Consider the following 15,215-nt stretch of genomic DNA (forward strand, 5'->3'; position numbering starts at 1 on the left):
GACGCGCCGCTGGCGCGCTGGAGAGAGACATGACCCCTGAGGTGGCACTCGACCTGTTCCGCGAGGCGTTGTGGCTGACGGCGATGATCGTCGGCGTGCTGGTGGTTCCGAGCCTGCTGGTCGGTCTCGTGGTGGCGATGTTCCAGGCCGCCACCCAGATCAACGAACAGACCCTGAGCTTCCTGCCGCGCCTGATGGTGATCCTGCTCACCCTGATCGTGCTGGGCCCCTGGCTGCTGCGGCAGCTGATGGAGTACACCCAGACGCTGATCGGCAACATCCCGCTGCTGATCGGCTGATGCTGGAGCTGACCAACGCGCAGATCGGCGGCTGGATCGCCAGCTTCGTGCTGCCGCTGTTCCGGGTCGCGGCGCTGCTGATGACCATGCCGGTGATCGGCACCCAGCTGGTGCCGGTGCGGGTGCGCCTCTACCTGGCGCTGGGCGTCTGCGTGGTGCTGGTGCCGAACCTGCCGCCGATGCCGCAGGTGGACGCGCTGAGCATGAAGGCCATGCTGCTGATCGGCGAGCAGATCCTGGTCGGCGCCTTGCTCGGCTTTTCCCTGCAGTTGCTGTTCCACGCCTTCGTGATCGCCGGGCAGATCATCTCGATGCAGATGGGCCTGGGCTTCGCTTCCATGGTTGACCCGGCCAACGGCGTCTCGGTGCCGGTGCTCGGCCAGTTCTTCACCATGCTGGTGACGCTGCTGTTCCTGGCGATGAACGGGCACCTGGTAGTGTTCGAGGTAATCGCCGAGAGCTTCGTCACCCTGCCGGTGGGCGAGGGCCTGAGCGGCAACCATTTCTGGATCATCGCCGGCAAGCTCGGCTGGGTGATGGGCGCGGCACTGCTGCTGGCGCTGCCGGCGATCACCGCGCTGCTGGTGGTGAACCTCGCCTTCGGCGCCATGACCCGCGCGGCGCCGCAACTGAACATCTTCTCCATCGGCTTTCCGTTGACCCTGGTGCTGGGCCTGGTGATCCTCTGGATCGGCACCGCCGACCTGCTCAGCCAGTACCAGGTGCTGGCCGGCGAGGCCCTGCAATTCCTCCGTGAACTGGTGCGGGCGAAATAGCCATGGCCGAGAGCGAGAGCGGGCAGGACAAGACAGAGGAACCCACGGAGAAACGCCGCCGCGAGGCGCGCGAGAAAGGGCAGTTGCCGCGTTCGCGGGAGCTGAACACCCTGGCCATCCTCATGGCCGGCGCCGGCGGCCTGCTGATCTACGGCGCCGACCTGGCGGGCGCCCTGTTGCGCCTGATGCGCAGCAATTTCGAGCTGTCCCGGGAAACCGCGATGAATACCGAGAGCATGCTGCAATTGCTCGGCGCTTCGGCCTACCTGGCTGCCCAGGGGCTCTGGCCGATCCTGCTGATGCTGCTGGTGGCGGCGATCGTCGGGCCGATCGCCCTCGGCGGCTGGCTGTTCTCGATGGACGCCCTGCAACCCAAGTTCAGCCGGCTCAACCCGCTGTCGGGGCTGAAGCGGATGTTTTCCGCCAAGTCGCTGCTCGAACTGAGCAAGGCGCTGATCAAGTTCCTGGTGGTGCTGGCGGTGGCCCTGCTGGTGCTCTCCGCCGACCGCGACGCCCTCCTGGCGCTGGCGCACCAGCCGCTCGAGCAGGCGATCCTGCACAGCGTGCGGGTGGTCGGCTGGAGCGCCTTCTGGATGGCCTGCAGCCTGCTGCTGATCGCCGCGGTGGACGTGCCCTACCAGATCTGGGACAACCGCCAGAAGCTGCTGATGACCAAGCAGGAAGTCCGCGACGAATACAAGGACTCCGAGGGCAAGCCCGAGGTCAAGTCGAAGATCCGCCAGATGCAGCGCGAGATGGCGCAGAGACGGATGATGGCGGCGGTGCCGGAGGCCGACGTGGTGATCACCAACCCGACCCACTTCGCCGTAGCCCTGAAGTACGACCCGGCGGGCGGCGGGGCGCCGCTGCTGCTGGCCAAGGGCAACGATTTCCTGGCCCTGAAGATCCGCGAGGTGGCCCAGGAGCACAAGGTGATGGTCATGGAGTCGCCGGCGCTGGCGCGAGCGGTGTACTACTCCACCGAGCTGGATCAGGAGATTCCCGCCGGGCTCTATCTCGCCGTGGCCCAGGTGCTGGCCTATGTCTACCAGCTCAAGCAGTACCAGGCCGGCAAGGGCAAGCGGCCGAGCCCGTTGAAGGACCTGCCGATCCCGCCGGACCTGCGTCGCGACGAGTGACCTGGCTGGAGCTACGCGCCGCGCTGTGGCAGCCTTGGCCGATACCCGCTCGGGATGAGAGCTTTGCCGTTCATGGATCGAACCTTGTCTGATCGTATTTTCCCGCCTGTCCTCCTGTTGCTCGCCCTGGCCTGGCTGCTGCCCTGGATGCCTGCGCACGCCGAAGCGCCGGCGGAATGGGTCGCCTTGCCCCTGTCGGAGCGGGTGGTGGATGCCACCCACACGCTGGACGAGGCGACGCGCCAACGCCTGGTGGAGAAGCTCGAGGCGCTGGAGCGGCGACGCGGTGCGCAGATCGCGGTGGTGATGCTGCCGACTACCGGTACCCTCGATATCGAAGCCTTCTCCGACAAGTTGTTCCAGGCCTGGAAGCTCGGCCGCAAGGCGGTCGACGACGGTCTGCTGCTGGTGGTGGCCAAGGATGACCGGCGCATGCGCATCGAGGTCGGCTACGGCCTGGAGGGTGCGGTGCCCGATGTGGTCGCCGGACGGATCATTCGCGAGCGGATGGCCCCGGCATTTCGCGAGGGCGACTACGCCGGCGGGATCGAGGCCGCGGTGGACGAGCTGATCCGCCTGGTCGACGGCGAAACGCTGCCGGCGGCCGCGTCGTCGGGTGCGCCGAAAGTCTCGCTGGGGCAATTGCCGGCGGAAGCCTGGGCGCTGCTGGTCGCCTTCATCTACGGATCGTTGGCCGGAGTGCTGTTGAGTGCCCGGGCGCTGCGCTGGCCCTGGCTGCTCGGCGGGGCGCTGCTCTGCTGGCTGCTGGGCACGCTGGCCGGCGCTTCCGGCGAATGGATGAGCGTGCTGCTGGTCGCTCCGCTGTGCATGCTGGTCGGCGGCGCGACCTTCGGCGCGCTGTGGACGGTGCGCCCGGCCTTCTACCTGGTGATCGGCGTACTGGTCTATGTAGCCCTGCTCGGGCTGGCGGCGCATTGGTTCAGCGCGGTGTCCTTCATCTACGGCCTGCTGTGGCCGGCCGGGGTGCTGATGCTGGCGGTTCTCTGCTGGTCGAACTACCGCCTGATGCGCTCGCTATGGCGCGAGCGGCGGAAAAGTTTCCACCGCCGACTGTGGGCGTTGCTGGCGGCCTACCTGCTGCTCGGATTGCTGTCCGGTGGCCTGGACGCACCGCTGGTCTGGCTGGCCCTGCTACCGTTCCAGCTCATGCTCGGGCTGCTGGTGTTCGGCCAGGTACGCCTGAGTGGGGGTGGTGGAGGCTCGTCGGGAAGCTCCGGCGGCGGTTCCTCCTCCTCTTCCTCCTCGTCGTCCGGCGGCTTTTCCGGGGGCGGTGGTTCCAGCGGCGGAGGCGGTGCCTCGGGCAGTTGGTAATGGGTTCCCGTTCATTTCATTCGGAGACAAGGATGTCTGCAATCACGCGTTATCTCGCCATGCTTCGGCTGTTCGGCATGCTGCTCTGCGCCGCCGCGATTCCCTCCGTTGCCACCGCGACGGTGCCGGTCACCGTCGCGGTGGCAGCGTCCGATGTCGAGGAGGAGGCCGTGGAGGCATCGGCGGTCGGCGCCGAGGCCGAGGCAGCGCGCGATGCGGGCTACGAGTCCGCGGAGGTTCCAGCGCTGGCGCGGCGGGTGACCGACCTTACCGCGACCCTCGACGCCGCCGAGCGTGCCCGCCTGGAAGCTTCGCTGGCCGCGCTGGAGGCCCGGAAGGGTGCCCAGGTAGCGATCCTGATGGTGCCCAGCACCTATCCGGACAGCATCGAGGCCTATGCGACGCGGGTCTTCGAGGCGTGGAAGCTGGGGCGCAAGGGGATCGATGACGGCGTCCTGGTGCTGGTGGCGAAGGACGACCGGCGCATGCGCATTGAAGTCGGCTATGGCCTGGAAGGAACGATCACCGACATCGATGCCGGGCGGATCATCCGCGAATACATGACCCCTGCGTTCCGTCAGCAAGACTACGCCGGCGGCCTGGAAGCGGCGGCGCAGCGCCTGGTACGACTGATCGACGGCGAGGCGTTGCCGCCGCCGCCGCGCGACCCGCTGGAGCCCGGCGCGGTACGGCAGACCCTGGCTATCGCATTCCTGCTCGGCGCTCTCGGCGGGGTGGCGCTGCTGGTACGTCCGCGCGCCTGGTACTGGACCCTGGGGGCGGTAGTGGCGCTCGCTGCGGCGTTGGCACTGGGGCGGCACTGGCCGGCAGGGGCGATGGTGGCGCTGGCGGAGATGGTGGCGGTCCTGGGCGTCGGCTTCGGCGCGTTGCTCAAGTATTCGCGCGGTGCCCGCTGGTTCTTCGCCATTCTTGTGCTCTATGCGCTGGGGCTGTTCTGGGCCTACGGCCGTTATGGCCTGCCGGTGCTTCATTACGGATTGGCCGTGCCGCTTTCGCTGGGGCTGACCCTGCTGATGCTGGCCGGTGCCTGGCAGGGGCTGCGCAGAGGACGGCGCTGGGCCTACCTGCCGGGCCTGCTCGGCCTGCTGCTGACCCTGGCCCTGGAGTGTCTGCTGTTGCTGGTGGACGACCCGCTGAACAGCATCGAGGCGCTGATCATCCTGCCCGCCGCTTGCCTGCCGCTGCTCATCGGTTGCAATTTCAGCGCCGGCGGCTCGGGGAGAGGGCGTCGGCGCGGCGGCGATTACGCTAGCTCATCGGGTTCCTCGTCTTCCTCGTCGTCGAGTTCGTCCAGTTCGTCTTCGGACTCGTTCTCCGGCGGCGGAGGCTCGAGTGGCGGTGGTGGCGCCTCCGGCAGTTGGTGATTGGCGAAAACCCTTTTTCAATCAATGAATTGAAAAGTTGGAACGGTTCCTGCAATGACCCGCCCGACGCGCATTCCGGCGTCAAAAGTTTGTTCGGCGCCCACCTACGGGCGCCATACGCAGGGCAGGGGAGTCGAGAGTGGATCGCACGCAACTGATCAGCAATGTGCGCAGCAACCTGGCGGGGCTGGGGCGCGGCAGCCTCGGCGTGCCGATCCTGCTGCTGGCCATGCTGGCGATGATGACCCTGCCGATCCCGCCATTCCTGCTGGACGTGCTGTTCACCTTCAACATCGCCCTGTCCATCGTCGTCCTGCTGGTCTGCGTGTACGCCCTGCGGCCGCTGGACTTCGCCGTGTTCCCGACCATCCTGCTGGTGGCGACCCTGTTGCGCCTGGCGCTGAACGTTGCCTCGACCCGCGTGGTGCTGCTCCACGGCCACGACGGCCATGGCGCCGCAGGCAAGGTGATCCAGGCCTTCGGCGAAGTGGTGATCGGCGGCAACTACGTGGTCGGGGTGGTGGTGTTCGCGATCCTCATGATCATCAACTTCGTGGTGGTGACCAAGGGCGCCGGGCGGATTTCCGAAGTCAGCGCGCGCTTCACCCTGGATGCCATGCCCGGCAAGCAGATGGCCATCGACGCCGACCTCAACGCCGGCCTGATCGAGCAGGAGGAAGCCAAGAAGCGCCGCAGCGAGGTGGCCCAGGAGGCCGACTTCTACGGTTCGATGGACGGTGCCAGCAAGTTCGTCCGCGGTGACGCCATCGCCGGCCTGCTGATTCTCTTCATCAACCTGATCGGCGGCGTCGCCATCGGCATGATCCAGCATTCGATGTCCTTCGGCGACGCCGGCAAGGTCTACGCCCTGCTGACCATCGGTGACGGCCTGGTGGCACAACTGCCGTCGCTGCTGCTGTCGACCGCGGCGGCGATCATGGTGACGCGGGTCTCCAGTTCCGAGGACATGGGCCAGCAGGTCAACCGGCAGATGTTCGCCTCGCCCAAGGCGCTGGCGATTTCCGCGGCGATCCTGATCGCCATGGGCGCCGTGCCGGGCATGCCGCATGTTTCCTTCATCGGCCTCGGCGCCCTGGCCGGCGCTGCCGCCTACTGGATCTGGCACCGGCAGAACAAGGCCAAGCAGGTCGCCGAGCAGGAGGTGCAGCGCCAGCAGGAGCTGCTGCCGGCGCAGCGCGCCCAGGAGGTCAAGGAACTGGGTTGGGACGACGTCACCCCGGTGGACATGGTCGGCCTGGAAGTCGGCTACCGGCTGATCCCGCTGGTCGACCGCAACCAGGGCGGGCAACTGCTGGCGCGGATCAAGGGCGTACGCAAGAAGCTGTCCCAGGAGCTGGGCTTCCTGATGCCCTCGGTGCACATCCGCGACAACCTCGACCTGCTGCCCAACGCCTACCGTCTGACCCTGATGGGGGTCAGCGTGGCCGAAGCGGAGATCTATCCCGATCGCGAGCTGGCGATCAACCCCGGCCAGGTATTCGGCAGCCTCAACGGCATCGCCGGCAAGGACCCGGCCTTCGGCCTGGAGGCGGTATGGATCGAGCCCGGCCAGCGCGACCAGGCGCAGTCGCTGGGCTACACCGTGGTGGATGCGAGCACCGTGGTCGCCACTCACCTGAACCAGGTGCTGCACAAGCACGCCCACGAGCTGCTGGGCCATGAAGAAGTGCAACAGCTCCTGCAATTGCTCGCGCGCAGCTCGCCGAAGCTGGCGGAAGAGCTGGTGCCGGGGCTGATTTCCCTGTCCACCCTGCTCAAGGTCCTGCAGGCGCTGCTCCAGGAGCAGGTGCCGGTGCGCGACATCCGTACCATCGCCGAGGCCATCGCCAACGTCGCTCCACGGAGTCAAGATCCCGGCGCGATGGTCGCCGCGGTTCGCGTCGCGTTGTCCCGCGCAATCGTGCAAAGCATTGTCGGGCTTGAGCCGGAGCTGCCTGTGATCACGCTCGAGCCGAGGTTGGAACAGATTTTGCTGAACAGCATGCAGAAGGCCGGACAAGGCTCCGAGGACGGCATGTTGCTGGAGCCGGGGATGGCCGAGAAGCTGCAACGCTCGCTGATCGAGAGCGCACAACGCCAGGAGATGCTCGGTAAGCCGGCGATCCTGCTGGTTGCCGGACCGATCCGCTCGATGATGTCGCGCTTCGCGCGGATGGCGGTGCCCAGCATGCATGTGCTGGCCTACCAGGAAATCCCGGACAACAAGCAAGTCACCATCGTCGCGACGGTGGGACAGAACTGAACGAGGGCTGCGCCGGCTCCAGGGCCGGCACACCGGGCAACCTGAGGTTGCCGGCAAGACTACTGAACTGAGGGGTTCGGGCAATGCAAGTCAAACGCTTCTTCGCCGCCGATATGCGCCAGGCCATGAAACTGGTCCGCGACGAACTGGGTCCGGACGCCGCGATTCTCGGCAACCGCCGGGTCGCCGGCGGCATCGAGCTGACCGCGGCGCTGGATTACCAGGCCCCGCCGGCGCCGAGCAAGCCCAACCCGGCGCTGGAAGTGGAGCTGCGCAAGACCCAGGCGCGGATCGCAGAGGCGCGCGCCGAGTTGACGGCGCGTCCGGCGGAAACCCAGCGCAAGGACCGTCAATTGTTCGCCGAGGAGAAGCCGGCGCGTCCGTCCCTGGCCGAGTCCATGACGGCGGCGCAGGCCAAGCCCCAGGCGGGCGGCCAGACCCTCGAGGCAATGCGTTTCGAACTGAACGGCCTGCGCGAGCTGATCGAGGTACAACTGGGTTCCATCGCCTGGGGCCAGTTGCAGCACCAGCGTCCGCAGCAGGCCAATCTCTGGCGGCGCCTGCAGCGCATGGGCTTGCCGGCGGAGCTGAGCAAGCCGTTGCTGGAGCGGGTCGCCGCGGTGGGCGATACGCGCCAGGCCTGGCGCATGCTGTTGGCGCACCTGTCGCGTGCCGTGCAGACCCCCGAGCAGGACCCGCTCGACGCGGGCGGCGTACTGGCCCTGGTCGGCCCGGCAGGTGCCGGCAAGACCACCACCCTGGCGAAGATGGCCGCGCGCTACGTCCTCAAGTACGGCGCCCAGAGCCTGGCGCTGGTGAGCATGGACAGCTACCGGATCGGCGCCCAGGAGCAGATCAAGACCCTCGGTCGGATCCTCAACGTACCGGTGACCCTGGTCGATCCCGGCCAGTCGCTGATCCAGGCCCTGGCGCCGCTGGCGCGCAAGCGCATGGTGCTGATCGATACCGCCGGCCTGCCGGCCAGCGACCCGGCATTGCGCATGCAGCTCGAGGCACTGGCGTCGCCGAGCCTGAACGTGAAGAATTACCTGGTGATGGCCACCACCAGCCAGAGCCAGGTGCTCAAGTCGGCCTACCAGACCTATCGGCACTGCGGGCTGGCGGGTTGCATCCTGACTAAGCTGGACGAGGCGGGCAGCCTCGGTGAATCGATGGCGCTGGCTATCGCCCAGCGTCTCCCGGTAGCCTATCTGGCGGATGGGCCGCGGATTCCGGACGACCTGCAGGTGGCGCGCAGTCACCAACTGGTCAGCCGGGCGGTGAGCCTGCAGGCACCGGAAGAGCCCAGCGAGGACGCCATGGCCGAGATGTTCGCCGGGCTCTACCAGCAACCGGCGCGGCGTGCCGGCTGAGGACGTGGGAAGAACCGCGCGTGGCGCGGGTGACGGAAGCGAAGGTGGCTTCCGCCGGGCCGGGAGCGATGGCGCATCGTTCCCGCCAATACCGGAGAGCGCTGGAAGGGGCGTTCCGGGAAGACGACAACACAAGGTATGAAGCAGATGGGTAGCATGCATCCCGTACAGGTGATCGCAGTAACTGGCGGCAAGGGCGGCGTCGGCAAGACCAATGTGTCGGTGAACCTGGCACTGGCTCTGGCCGATCTCGGCCGTCGCGTCATGCTGCTGGATGCCGACCTCGGCCTGGCCAACGTCGACGTCCTGCTGGGACTCACGCCCAAGCGCACCCTGGCCGACGTGATCGAGGGACGCTGCGAACTGCGCGATGTCCTCCTCCTCGGTCCCGGTGGCGTGCGCATCGTTCCCGCGGCCTCCGGCACGCAGAGCATGGTGCACCTCTCGCCGATGCAGCATGCGGGGCTGATCCAGGCGTTCAGCGATATCAGCGACAACCTCGATGTCCTGGTCGTCGACACTGCCGCCGGGATCGGCGATTCGGTGGTCAGTTTCGTCCGCGCCGCGCAGGAGGTGCTGCTGGTCGTCTGCGACGAGCCGACCTCGATCACCGATGCCTACGCCCTGATCAAACTGCTCAACCGCGACCACGGCATGACCCGCTTCCGGGTCCTGGCCAACATGGCCCACAGCCCGCAGGAAGGACGCAACCTGTTCGCCAAACTGACCAAGGTCACTGACCGTTTCCTCGACGTCGCACTACAGTATGTAGGTGTCATCCCTTACGACGAGTCGGTACGCAAGGCCGTGCAGAAACAGCGAGCCGTATACGAGGCATTCCCCCGCTCGAAGGCGTCCCTGGCCTTCAAGGCGGTCGCGCAGAAGGTCGACAGCTGGCCGCTGCCGGCCAACCCGCGCGGGCACCTGGAGTTCTTCGTCGAACGACTGGTCCAACACCCCGCGACAGGTTCGGCCGTATGACAGCGGCCTCTGGAGTGCGTATGTATAGCAAGGCGCAAGCGCAGAACTCCCAGGAGCAACTGATCCAGCGTTACGCACCACTGGTCAAGCGCATCGCCTATCACCTGCTCGGCCGCCTGCCGGCCAGCGTGCAGGTGGAGGACCTGATGCAGGCCGGCATGATCGGCCTGCTCGAGGCCGCGAAGAAATACGACGCCGGCAAGGGCGCCAGCTTCGAGACCTATGCCGGCATCCGCATCCGCGGGGCCATGCTCGACGAGGTCCGCAAGGGCGACTGGGCGCCGCGTTCGGTGCACCGCAACACGCGCATGGTGACCGACGCGATCCGCGCGATCGAGGCGAGAACCGGGCGCGACGCTAAAGATCACGAAGTTGCTGCCGAACTCCAATTGAGCCTCGAAGATTACTACGGCATCCTCAGCGACACGCAGGGCAGCCGCCTGTACAGCTTCGACGACCTGTTGCAGGACGGCGAACATGGATTGCCGGAAGACACCAGCCTCAGTCACAACGAACCGATCCACGGCCTGCTCGACGAACGTTTCCAGGCGGCCCTGGCGGATGCCATCGCCAAGTTGCCGGAGCGCGAGCGCCTGGTGCTGGCGTTGTATTACGACGAGGAACTCAACCTCAAGGAGATCGGCGAGGTACTGGGCGTCAGCGAATCGCGGGTCAGCCAGTTGCACAGCCAGTGCGCCGCGCGTTTGCGCGCGCGCCTGGCCGATTGGCGGTCGGCCTGAACCGGCCTCGACCGCAGCTTGTAACCATTAACGCAAAAGAATGTGTGGCGCGTCCCCTGGGGCGCGCTCTGGTCTGTACGGAGGTTTACTTGGACAAGAACATGAAAATTCTCATCGTGGACGACTTTTCCACGATGAGACGCATCATCAAGAACCTCTTGCGGGACTTGGGCTTCACCAATACCGCCGAGGCCGACGACGGCACCACGGCGCTGCCGATGCTGCACAGCGGCAATTTCGACTTTCTCGTCACCGACTGGAACATGCCGGGCATGACCGGCATCGATCTGCTGCGCGCGGTTCGCGCCGACGAGCGCCTCAAGCACCTGCCGGTGCTGATGGTCACCGCCGAGGCCAAGCGCGACCAGATCATCGAAGCGGCCCAGGCCGGGGTCAACGGCTATGTGGTCAAACCCTTCACCGCTCAGGTCCTGAAGGAAAAGATCGAGAAGATTTTCGAGCGGGTCAACGGCTGAAGCCGGCCAAGAGGGTGTCATGGTGCTTGGTAACGATTCCACGGGCGACGAATTCGAATCGACCCTGAAAAAACATGCGCGCGAACTGGTGGACTGTCTCGAACGGGGGCACTTCCAGCAGGCGGTGCAATTGATCCAGGAGCTCAGCCAGGCCAGGGACCGTGGCCTCTACCAGGAAGTGGGCAAGCTGACCCGCGAACTGCACAACGCCATCGTCGATTTCCAGATCGACCCGCATTCCCCCCACGCGCAGGAAATGTCGCAGATCGCCGATGCCACCGATCGTCTTTCCTACGTGGTGGAAATGACCGAGAAGGCCGCCAACCGGACCATGGACCTGGTGGAGCAGAGCGCCCCGCTGGTCAACCAGTTGGGCGACGATTCGCGGGAGCTGCACCAGGAGTGGCAACGCTTCATGCGCCGGGAAATCGACGCTGACGGCTTCCGCGAGCTGGCCAAGCGCATCGAACAGTTCCTCGTGCGCAGCGGCGAGAACGCCGGCCAGTTGTCCTCGCAGCTCAATGACATCCTGCTGGCGCAGGATTACCAGGACCTGACCGGCCAGGTGATCAAGCGTGTCACCAAGCTGGTCACCGAGGTCGAGAGCAACCTCGTGAAGCTGGTCTGGATGGCCGGCCAGGTGGACCGTTACGCCGGGATCGAGCACGACCACGTGAGCATGCGCCACCAGGCCGCGCTGGAGCGTTCGGCCAAGGGCGAGGGGCCGCAGGTCGCCGCGGAAAAACGAGAGGATGTGGTGTCCGGGCAGGATGACGTGGACGATCTGCTGTCCAGCCTGGGTTTCTGACCCGCCCGGCTCAAGACTGCGGCATCGCTGCCGTTAAGTAAGCATTGAACGCTGGCATCCGCGGGCTGCCGGCACAGCCTTCGTCATGCCGGTGATCCCGGCGGGCGGGCTGAAGTCGGTCCGGAAAGCCGGGCCGGTATTTCCGGCAGGACAGCGGTCCTGCCGATCCTTTCGAGTAACACGTCTCTGGGAGCAGCCGAATGAGCTTCGACGCCGATGAAGAAATCCTCCAGGACTTCCTGGTTGAGGCCGGCGAGATTCTCGAGCAATTGTCCGAGCAACTGGTCGAGCTGGAGAGCCGGCCGGACGACATGGACCTGCTCAATGCCATTTTCCGTGGGTTCCATACGGTCAAGGGCGGTGCCGGCTTCCTCCAGCTGAACGCGCTGGTGGAATGCTGCCACATTGCGGAAAACGTCTTCGATATCCTGCGCAAGGGCGAGCGGCGCGTCAGCTCCGAACTGATGGATGTGGTGCTGCAGGCGCTGGATACGGTCAACGCGATGTTCGACCAAGTGCGCGAGCAGTCCGAACCGACCCCGGCGACGCCCGAACTGCTGGCGGCCCTTGCCCGCCTGGCCGAGCCCGAGGGCGCCGCGCCCGCGGAACCTGTGCAAGCGCCGCCAGCGGCCGTTCCGCCAGCCGAGCCTGCGGCGCCGCCGGAAGCGCCCGCGCAGAGTGCCTCCAGCGATATCACCGACGACGAGTTCGAGCAGTTGCTGGATGCTCTCCAGGGCGACGAAGCGCCGGCCTCCGCCGTTGCAGAAGCGCCCGCGGCTCCCGCTGGCGACGAGATCAGCGACGCCGAGTTCGAGGCGTTGCTCGACCAGTTGCACGGCAAGGGCAAGTTCGTCCCGCCGGCGGTCTCGGCCGAGCCTGCGCAAGTCCCCGCCGAGGCGGTCGAGCCGGCCGCGGCTGCCGCTGGTGACGATATCAGCGACGACGAGTTCGAGGCGCTGCTCGACGAACTGCACGGCAAGGGCAAGTTCGGCGATGTCCCGGAAGCCGCCGGCACACCCGCCGCACCGGCTGCCGCGGCTCCAGCGGCTGCGCCGGCGGAGCAGGGCAAGGCGCCGGCCGCCGCGGGCGGCGATGAGATCAGCGACGACGAGTTCGAGTCGCTGCTCGACGAACTGCACGGCAAGGGCAAGTTCAACGGCGCCTCCGAGGCCGTGGCGGCCGCCGCGGCGGTAGCCAAGAACATCGCGGCGAAGAGTCCCGCGGCGAAACCGGTCGCTCCGGCCAAGGCCGCCGCCGCGCGTCCGGCGGCGCCCGACAGGCCCGCGGCAAGCGAGGCGGAGACCACCGTGCGGGTGGATACGGCGCGTCTCGACGAGATCATGAACATGGTCGGCGAGCTGGTGCTGGTGCGTAACCGCCTGGTGCGCCTGGGCCTGAACAGTGGCGACGAGGCCATGGCCAAGGCCGTGGCCAACCTCGACGTGGTCACCGGCGACCTGCAGATGTCGGTGATGAAGACCCGCATGCAGCCGATCAAGAAGGTCTTCGGCCGCTTCCCGCGCCTGGTTCGCGACCTGGCGCGGAACATGAAGAAAGAGATCAACCTGGAGCTGGTGGGCGAAGAGACCGACCTCGACAAGAACCTGGTCGAGGCCCTCGCCGATCCGCTGGTGCACCTGGTGCGCAACGCCGTCGACCACGGCATCGAGAGTCCGGAGGAGCGCGAGGCCGCCGGCAAGCCGCGGGTCGGCCAGGTGGTGCTGTCAGCGGAGCAGGAGGGTGACCACATCCTCCTGATGATCACCGACGACGGCAAGGGCATGGACGCCGAGGTGCTGCGCAACAAGGCGGTGGAGAAGGGCCTGCTGGAGCGCGATGCGGCGGACCGCCTGACCGACCTGGAGTGCTACAACCTGATCTTCGCCCCGGGTTTCTCGACCAAGACCGAGATTTCCGACGTGTCCGGCCGCGGCGTCGGCATGGACGTGGTGAAGACCAAGATTTCCCAGCTCAACGGCACGGTCAACGTGTTCTCGCAGAAGGGGTCCGGCTCGAAGATCGTCATCAAGGTGCCGCTGACCCTGGCGATCATGCCTACCCTTATGGTGATGCTGGGCAGCCAGGCGTTCGCCTTCCCGCTGGTCAACGTCAACGAAATCTTCCATCTTGACCTGTCGCGCACCAATGTCGTGGATGGCCAGGAAGTGGTGATCGTCCGCGACAAGGCCTTGCCGCTGTTCTATCTCAAGCGCTGGCTGGTGCCGAGTGCGGCCCACGAAGAGCAGGGTGAGGGACACGTGGTGATCCTGTCGGTCGGCACCCAGCGCATCGGTTTCGTCGTCGACCAGTTGGTGGGACAAGAAGAAGTGGTGATCAAGCCACTCGGCAAGATGTTGCAGGGCACCCCCGGCATGGCGGGTGCCACCATCACCGGGGACGGGCGCATCGCCCTGATCCTCGATGTGCCGAGCATGCTCAAGCGTTACGCACGGCGCATCTGACGCCGCGTATGGGTTTCCGGCGGCGCAGGAGCGTCGCCCTCTGAGGAGTAGCTATGGCAGTCAAAGTCCTGGTGGTGGACGATTCGGGGTTCTTCCGCCGCCGTGTCTCGGAGATTCTCTCCGCCGATGGACAGATCCAGGTGGTCGGCACCGCCACCAATGGCCGCGAGGCCATCGAGCAGGCGCTGGCCCTGAGACCCGATGTGATCACCATGGATTACGAGATGCCGCTGATGGACGGCATCACCGCGGTACGCAACATCATGCAGCGTTGCCCGACCCCGGTCCTGATGTTCTCCTCGCTGACCCACGAGGGCGCGCGGGTGACCCTGGATGCACTGGACGCTGGAGCGGTCGATTACCTGCCGAAGAATTTCGAGGACATCTCGCGCAACCCGGACAAGGTCCGCCAGTTGCTCTGCGAGAAGGTCCTGACCATCGCCCGTAGCAATCGTCGCTCGATCAGCCTGCCGCCGCTGCCTTCGGCCACCTCGTCCAGCCATGCGCCGGCGTCGTCCTCCAGCGTCGGCGCGAGCGCGCGTGTTGGTGCCGGCGCGTCGCCGGCCCCGGCGTCGACCTCGGCGGCGCCGAAGCGCAAGGCCTACCGGCTGGTCGCGATCGGTACCTCCACCGGTGGACCGGTTGCCTTGCAGCGGGTGCTGACCCAGTTGCCGGCCAACTTCCCGGCGCCGCTGGTACTGATCCAGCACATGCCGGCGGCCTTCACCAAGGCCTTCGCCGAGCGCCTCGACAAGCTGTGCCGGATCAACGTCAAGGAGGCGGAGGACGGCGACATCCTGCGTCCCGGCCTGGCGCTGCTGGCGCCGGGCGGCAAGCAGATGATGGTCGACGGCCGCGGCACGGTGCGCATCCTCCCCGGCGACGAACGCCTGAACTACAAGCCCTGCGTCGACGTGACCTTCGGCTCGGCGGCCAAGGCCTACAACGACAAGGTCCTGGCGGTGGTCCTCACCGGCATGGGCGCCGACGGGCGCGAGGGTGCGCGCCTGCTCAAGCAGGGCGGCAGCCAGGTGTGGGCGCAGGACGAGGCCAGTTGCGTGATCTACGGGATGCCGATGGCCGTGGTCAAGGCCAACCTGGCGGACGCGGTGTACGGGCTCGACGACATCGGCCGGCACCTGGTCGAGGCGTGCCAGTAAGCGTGCGTGCAGGAATGAGGA

General features: G+C 66.7%; 13 protein-coding genes. All 13 read left to right on the forward strand.

The annotated features are described in order from the left end of the window. Nucleotides 1–29: 29 nt before the first annotated feature. The 13 genes from fliQ to HMPREF3014_RS06915 all read left to right on the forward strand — a co-directional run bounded on the left by fliQ (nt 30) and on the right by HMPREF3014_RS06915 (nt 15,194). On the forward strand, nt 30–299 hold the full coding sequence (gene fliQ / locus HMPREF3014_RS06855; RefSeq protein ID WP_003083053.1) for a flagellar biosynthesis protein FliQ: 270 nt from the start codon (nt 30–32) through the stop codon (nt 297–299). Continuing rightward, on the forward strand, nt 299–1,075 hold the full coding sequence (gene fliR / locus HMPREF3014_RS06860; protein ID WP_003083054.1) for a flagellar biosynthetic protein FliR: 777 nt from the start codon (nt 299–301) through the stop codon (nt 1,073–1,075). Before fliQ ends, fliR begins: the two co-directional genes overlap by 1 nt. Nucleotides 1,076–1,077: 2 nt before the next feature. Continuing rightward, nucleotides 1,078–2,214 (forward strand): flagellar biosynthesis protein FlhB, encoded by a 1,137-nt coding sequence (gene flhB, locus HMPREF3014_RS06865; RefSeq protein WP_003083056.1) that lies wholly within the window; start codon nt 1,078–1,080, stop codon nt 2,212–2,214. A gap of 72 nt (nt 2,215–2,286) precedes the next feature. After that, nucleotides 2,287–3,546 (forward strand): TPM domain-containing protein, encoded by a 1,260-nt coding sequence (locus HMPREF3014_RS06870; RefSeq protein ID WP_003083057.1) that lies wholly within the window; start codon nt 2,287–2,289, stop codon nt 3,544–3,546. Nucleotides 3,547–3,578: 32 nt separating this feature from the next. Then, nucleotides 3,579–4,931 carry a TPM domain-containing protein gene (locus tag HMPREF3014_RS06875; RefSeq protein WP_023087616.1) on the forward strand — a complete coding sequence of 451 codons (1,353 nt, stop codon included), beginning with the start codon at nt 3,579–3,581 and terminating at the stop codon, nt 4,929–4,931. Nucleotides 4,932–5,070: 139 nt separating this feature from the next. After that, complete coding sequence (flhA, locus tag HMPREF3014_RS06880) at nt 5,071–7,194, forward strand: flagellar biosynthesis protein FlhA (RefSeq protein WP_003087100.1); 2,124 nt, start codon at nt 5,071–5,073, stop codon at nt 7,192–7,194. Between the two features lie 83 nt (nt 7,195–7,277). Next, entirely contained in the window at nt 7,278–8,567 is a 1,290-nt protein-coding gene (flhF, locus tag HMPREF3014_RS06885) for a flagellar biosynthesis GTPase FlhF (protein WP_003083061.1), read from the forward strand. Nucleotides 8,568–8,705: 138 nt separating this feature from the next. Further along, nucleotides 8,706–9,548 (forward strand): flagellar synthesis regulator FleN, encoded by an 843-nt coding sequence (fleN, locus tag HMPREF3014_RS06890; RefSeq protein ID WP_003083064.1) that lies wholly within the window; start codon nt 8,706–8,708, stop codon nt 9,546–9,548. Then, nucleotides 9,545–10,288 (forward strand): RNA polymerase sigma factor FliA, encoded by a 744-nt coding sequence (fliA, locus tag HMPREF3014_RS06895; RefSeq protein ID WP_003083070.1) that lies wholly within the window; start codon nt 9,545–9,547, stop codon nt 10,286–10,288. Before fleN ends, fliA begins: the two co-directional genes overlap by 4 nt. Before the next feature lie 101 nt (nt 10,289–10,389). Beyond that, nucleotides 10,390–10,764 carry a chemotaxis response regulator CheY gene (locus HMPREF3014_RS06900; protein WP_003083073.1) on the forward strand — a complete coding sequence of 125 codons (375 nt, stop codon included), beginning with the start codon at nt 10,390–10,392 and terminating at the stop codon, nt 10,762–10,764. Between the two features lie 19 nt (nt 10,765–10,783). Next, entirely contained in the window at nt 10,784–11,572 is a 789-nt protein-coding gene (locus HMPREF3014_RS06905; protein ID WP_003083075.1) for a protein phosphatase CheZ, read from the forward strand. A gap of 200 nt (nt 11,573–11,772) precedes the next feature. After that, nucleotides 11,773–14,034: a chemotaxis protein CheA gene (locus HMPREF3014_RS06910; protein WP_023087615.1), complete on the forward strand. Its 2,262-nt coding sequence runs from the start codon at nt 11,773–11,775 to the stop codon at nt 14,032–14,034. A 53-nt stretch (nt 14,035–14,087) separates the two neighbouring features. Further along, on the forward strand, nt 14,088–15,194 hold the full coding sequence (locus HMPREF3014_RS06915) for a protein-glutamate methylesterase/protein-glutamine glutaminase (RefSeq protein WP_003083085.1): 1,107 nt from the start codon (nt 14,088–14,090) through the stop codon (nt 15,192–15,194). Nucleotides 15,195–15,215: the final 21 nt, after the last annotated feature.

The organism is Pseudomonas sp. HMSC065H01, from assembly GCF_001815235.1.
In the GTDB taxonomy this organism is placed as follows: Bacteria; Pseudomonadota; Gammaproteobacteria; order Pseudomonadales; family Pseudomonadaceae; genus Pseudomonas; species Pseudomonas aeruginosa.

Coding starts and splice junctions, on each gene's coding strand:
- fliR (WP_003083054.1), top strand. CDS start 299: ATGCTGGAGCTGACCAACGCGCAGATCGGCGGCTGGATCGCCAGCTTC.
- HMPREF3014_RS06870 (WP_003083057.1), top strand. CDS start 2,287: ATGGATCGAACCTTGTCTGATCGTATTTTCCCGCCTGTCCTCCTGTTG.
- HMPREF3014_RS06875 (WP_023087616.1), top strand. CDS start 3,579: ATGTCTGCAATCACGCGTTATCTCGCCATGCTTCGGCTGTTCGGCATG.
- fliQ (WP_003083053.1), top strand. CDS start 30: ATGACCCCTGAGGTGGCACTCGACCTGTTCCGCGAGGCGTTGTGGCTG.
- HMPREF3014_RS06910 (WP_023087615.1), top strand. CDS start 11,773: ATGAGCTTCGACGCCGATGAAGAAATCCTCCAGGACTTCCTGGTTGAG.
- flhF (WP_003083061.1), top strand. CDS start 7,278: ATGCAAGTCAAACGCTTCTTCGCCGCCGATATGCGCCAGGCCATGAAA.
- fliA (WP_003083070.1), top strand. CDS start 9,545: ATGACAGCGGCCTCTGGAGTGCGTATGTATAGCAAGGCGCAAGCGCAG.
- fleN (WP_003083064.1), top strand. CDS start 8,706: ATGAAGCAGATGGGTAGCATGCATCCCGTACAGGTGATCGCAGTAACT.
- HMPREF3014_RS06900 (WP_003083073.1), top strand. CDS start 10,390: ATGAAAATTCTCATCGTGGACGACTTTTCCACGATGAGACGCATCATC.
- HMPREF3014_RS06915 (WP_003083085.1), top strand. CDS start 14,088: ATGGCAGTCAAAGTCCTGGTGGTGGACGATTCGGGGTTCTTCCGCCGC.
- flhB (WP_003083056.1), top strand. CDS start 1,078: ATGGCCGAGAGCGAGAGCGGGCAGGACAAGACAGAGGAACCCACGGAG.
- HMPREF3014_RS06905 (WP_003083075.1), top strand. CDS start 10,784: ATGGTGCTTGGTAACGATTCCACGGGCGACGAATTCGAATCGACCCTG.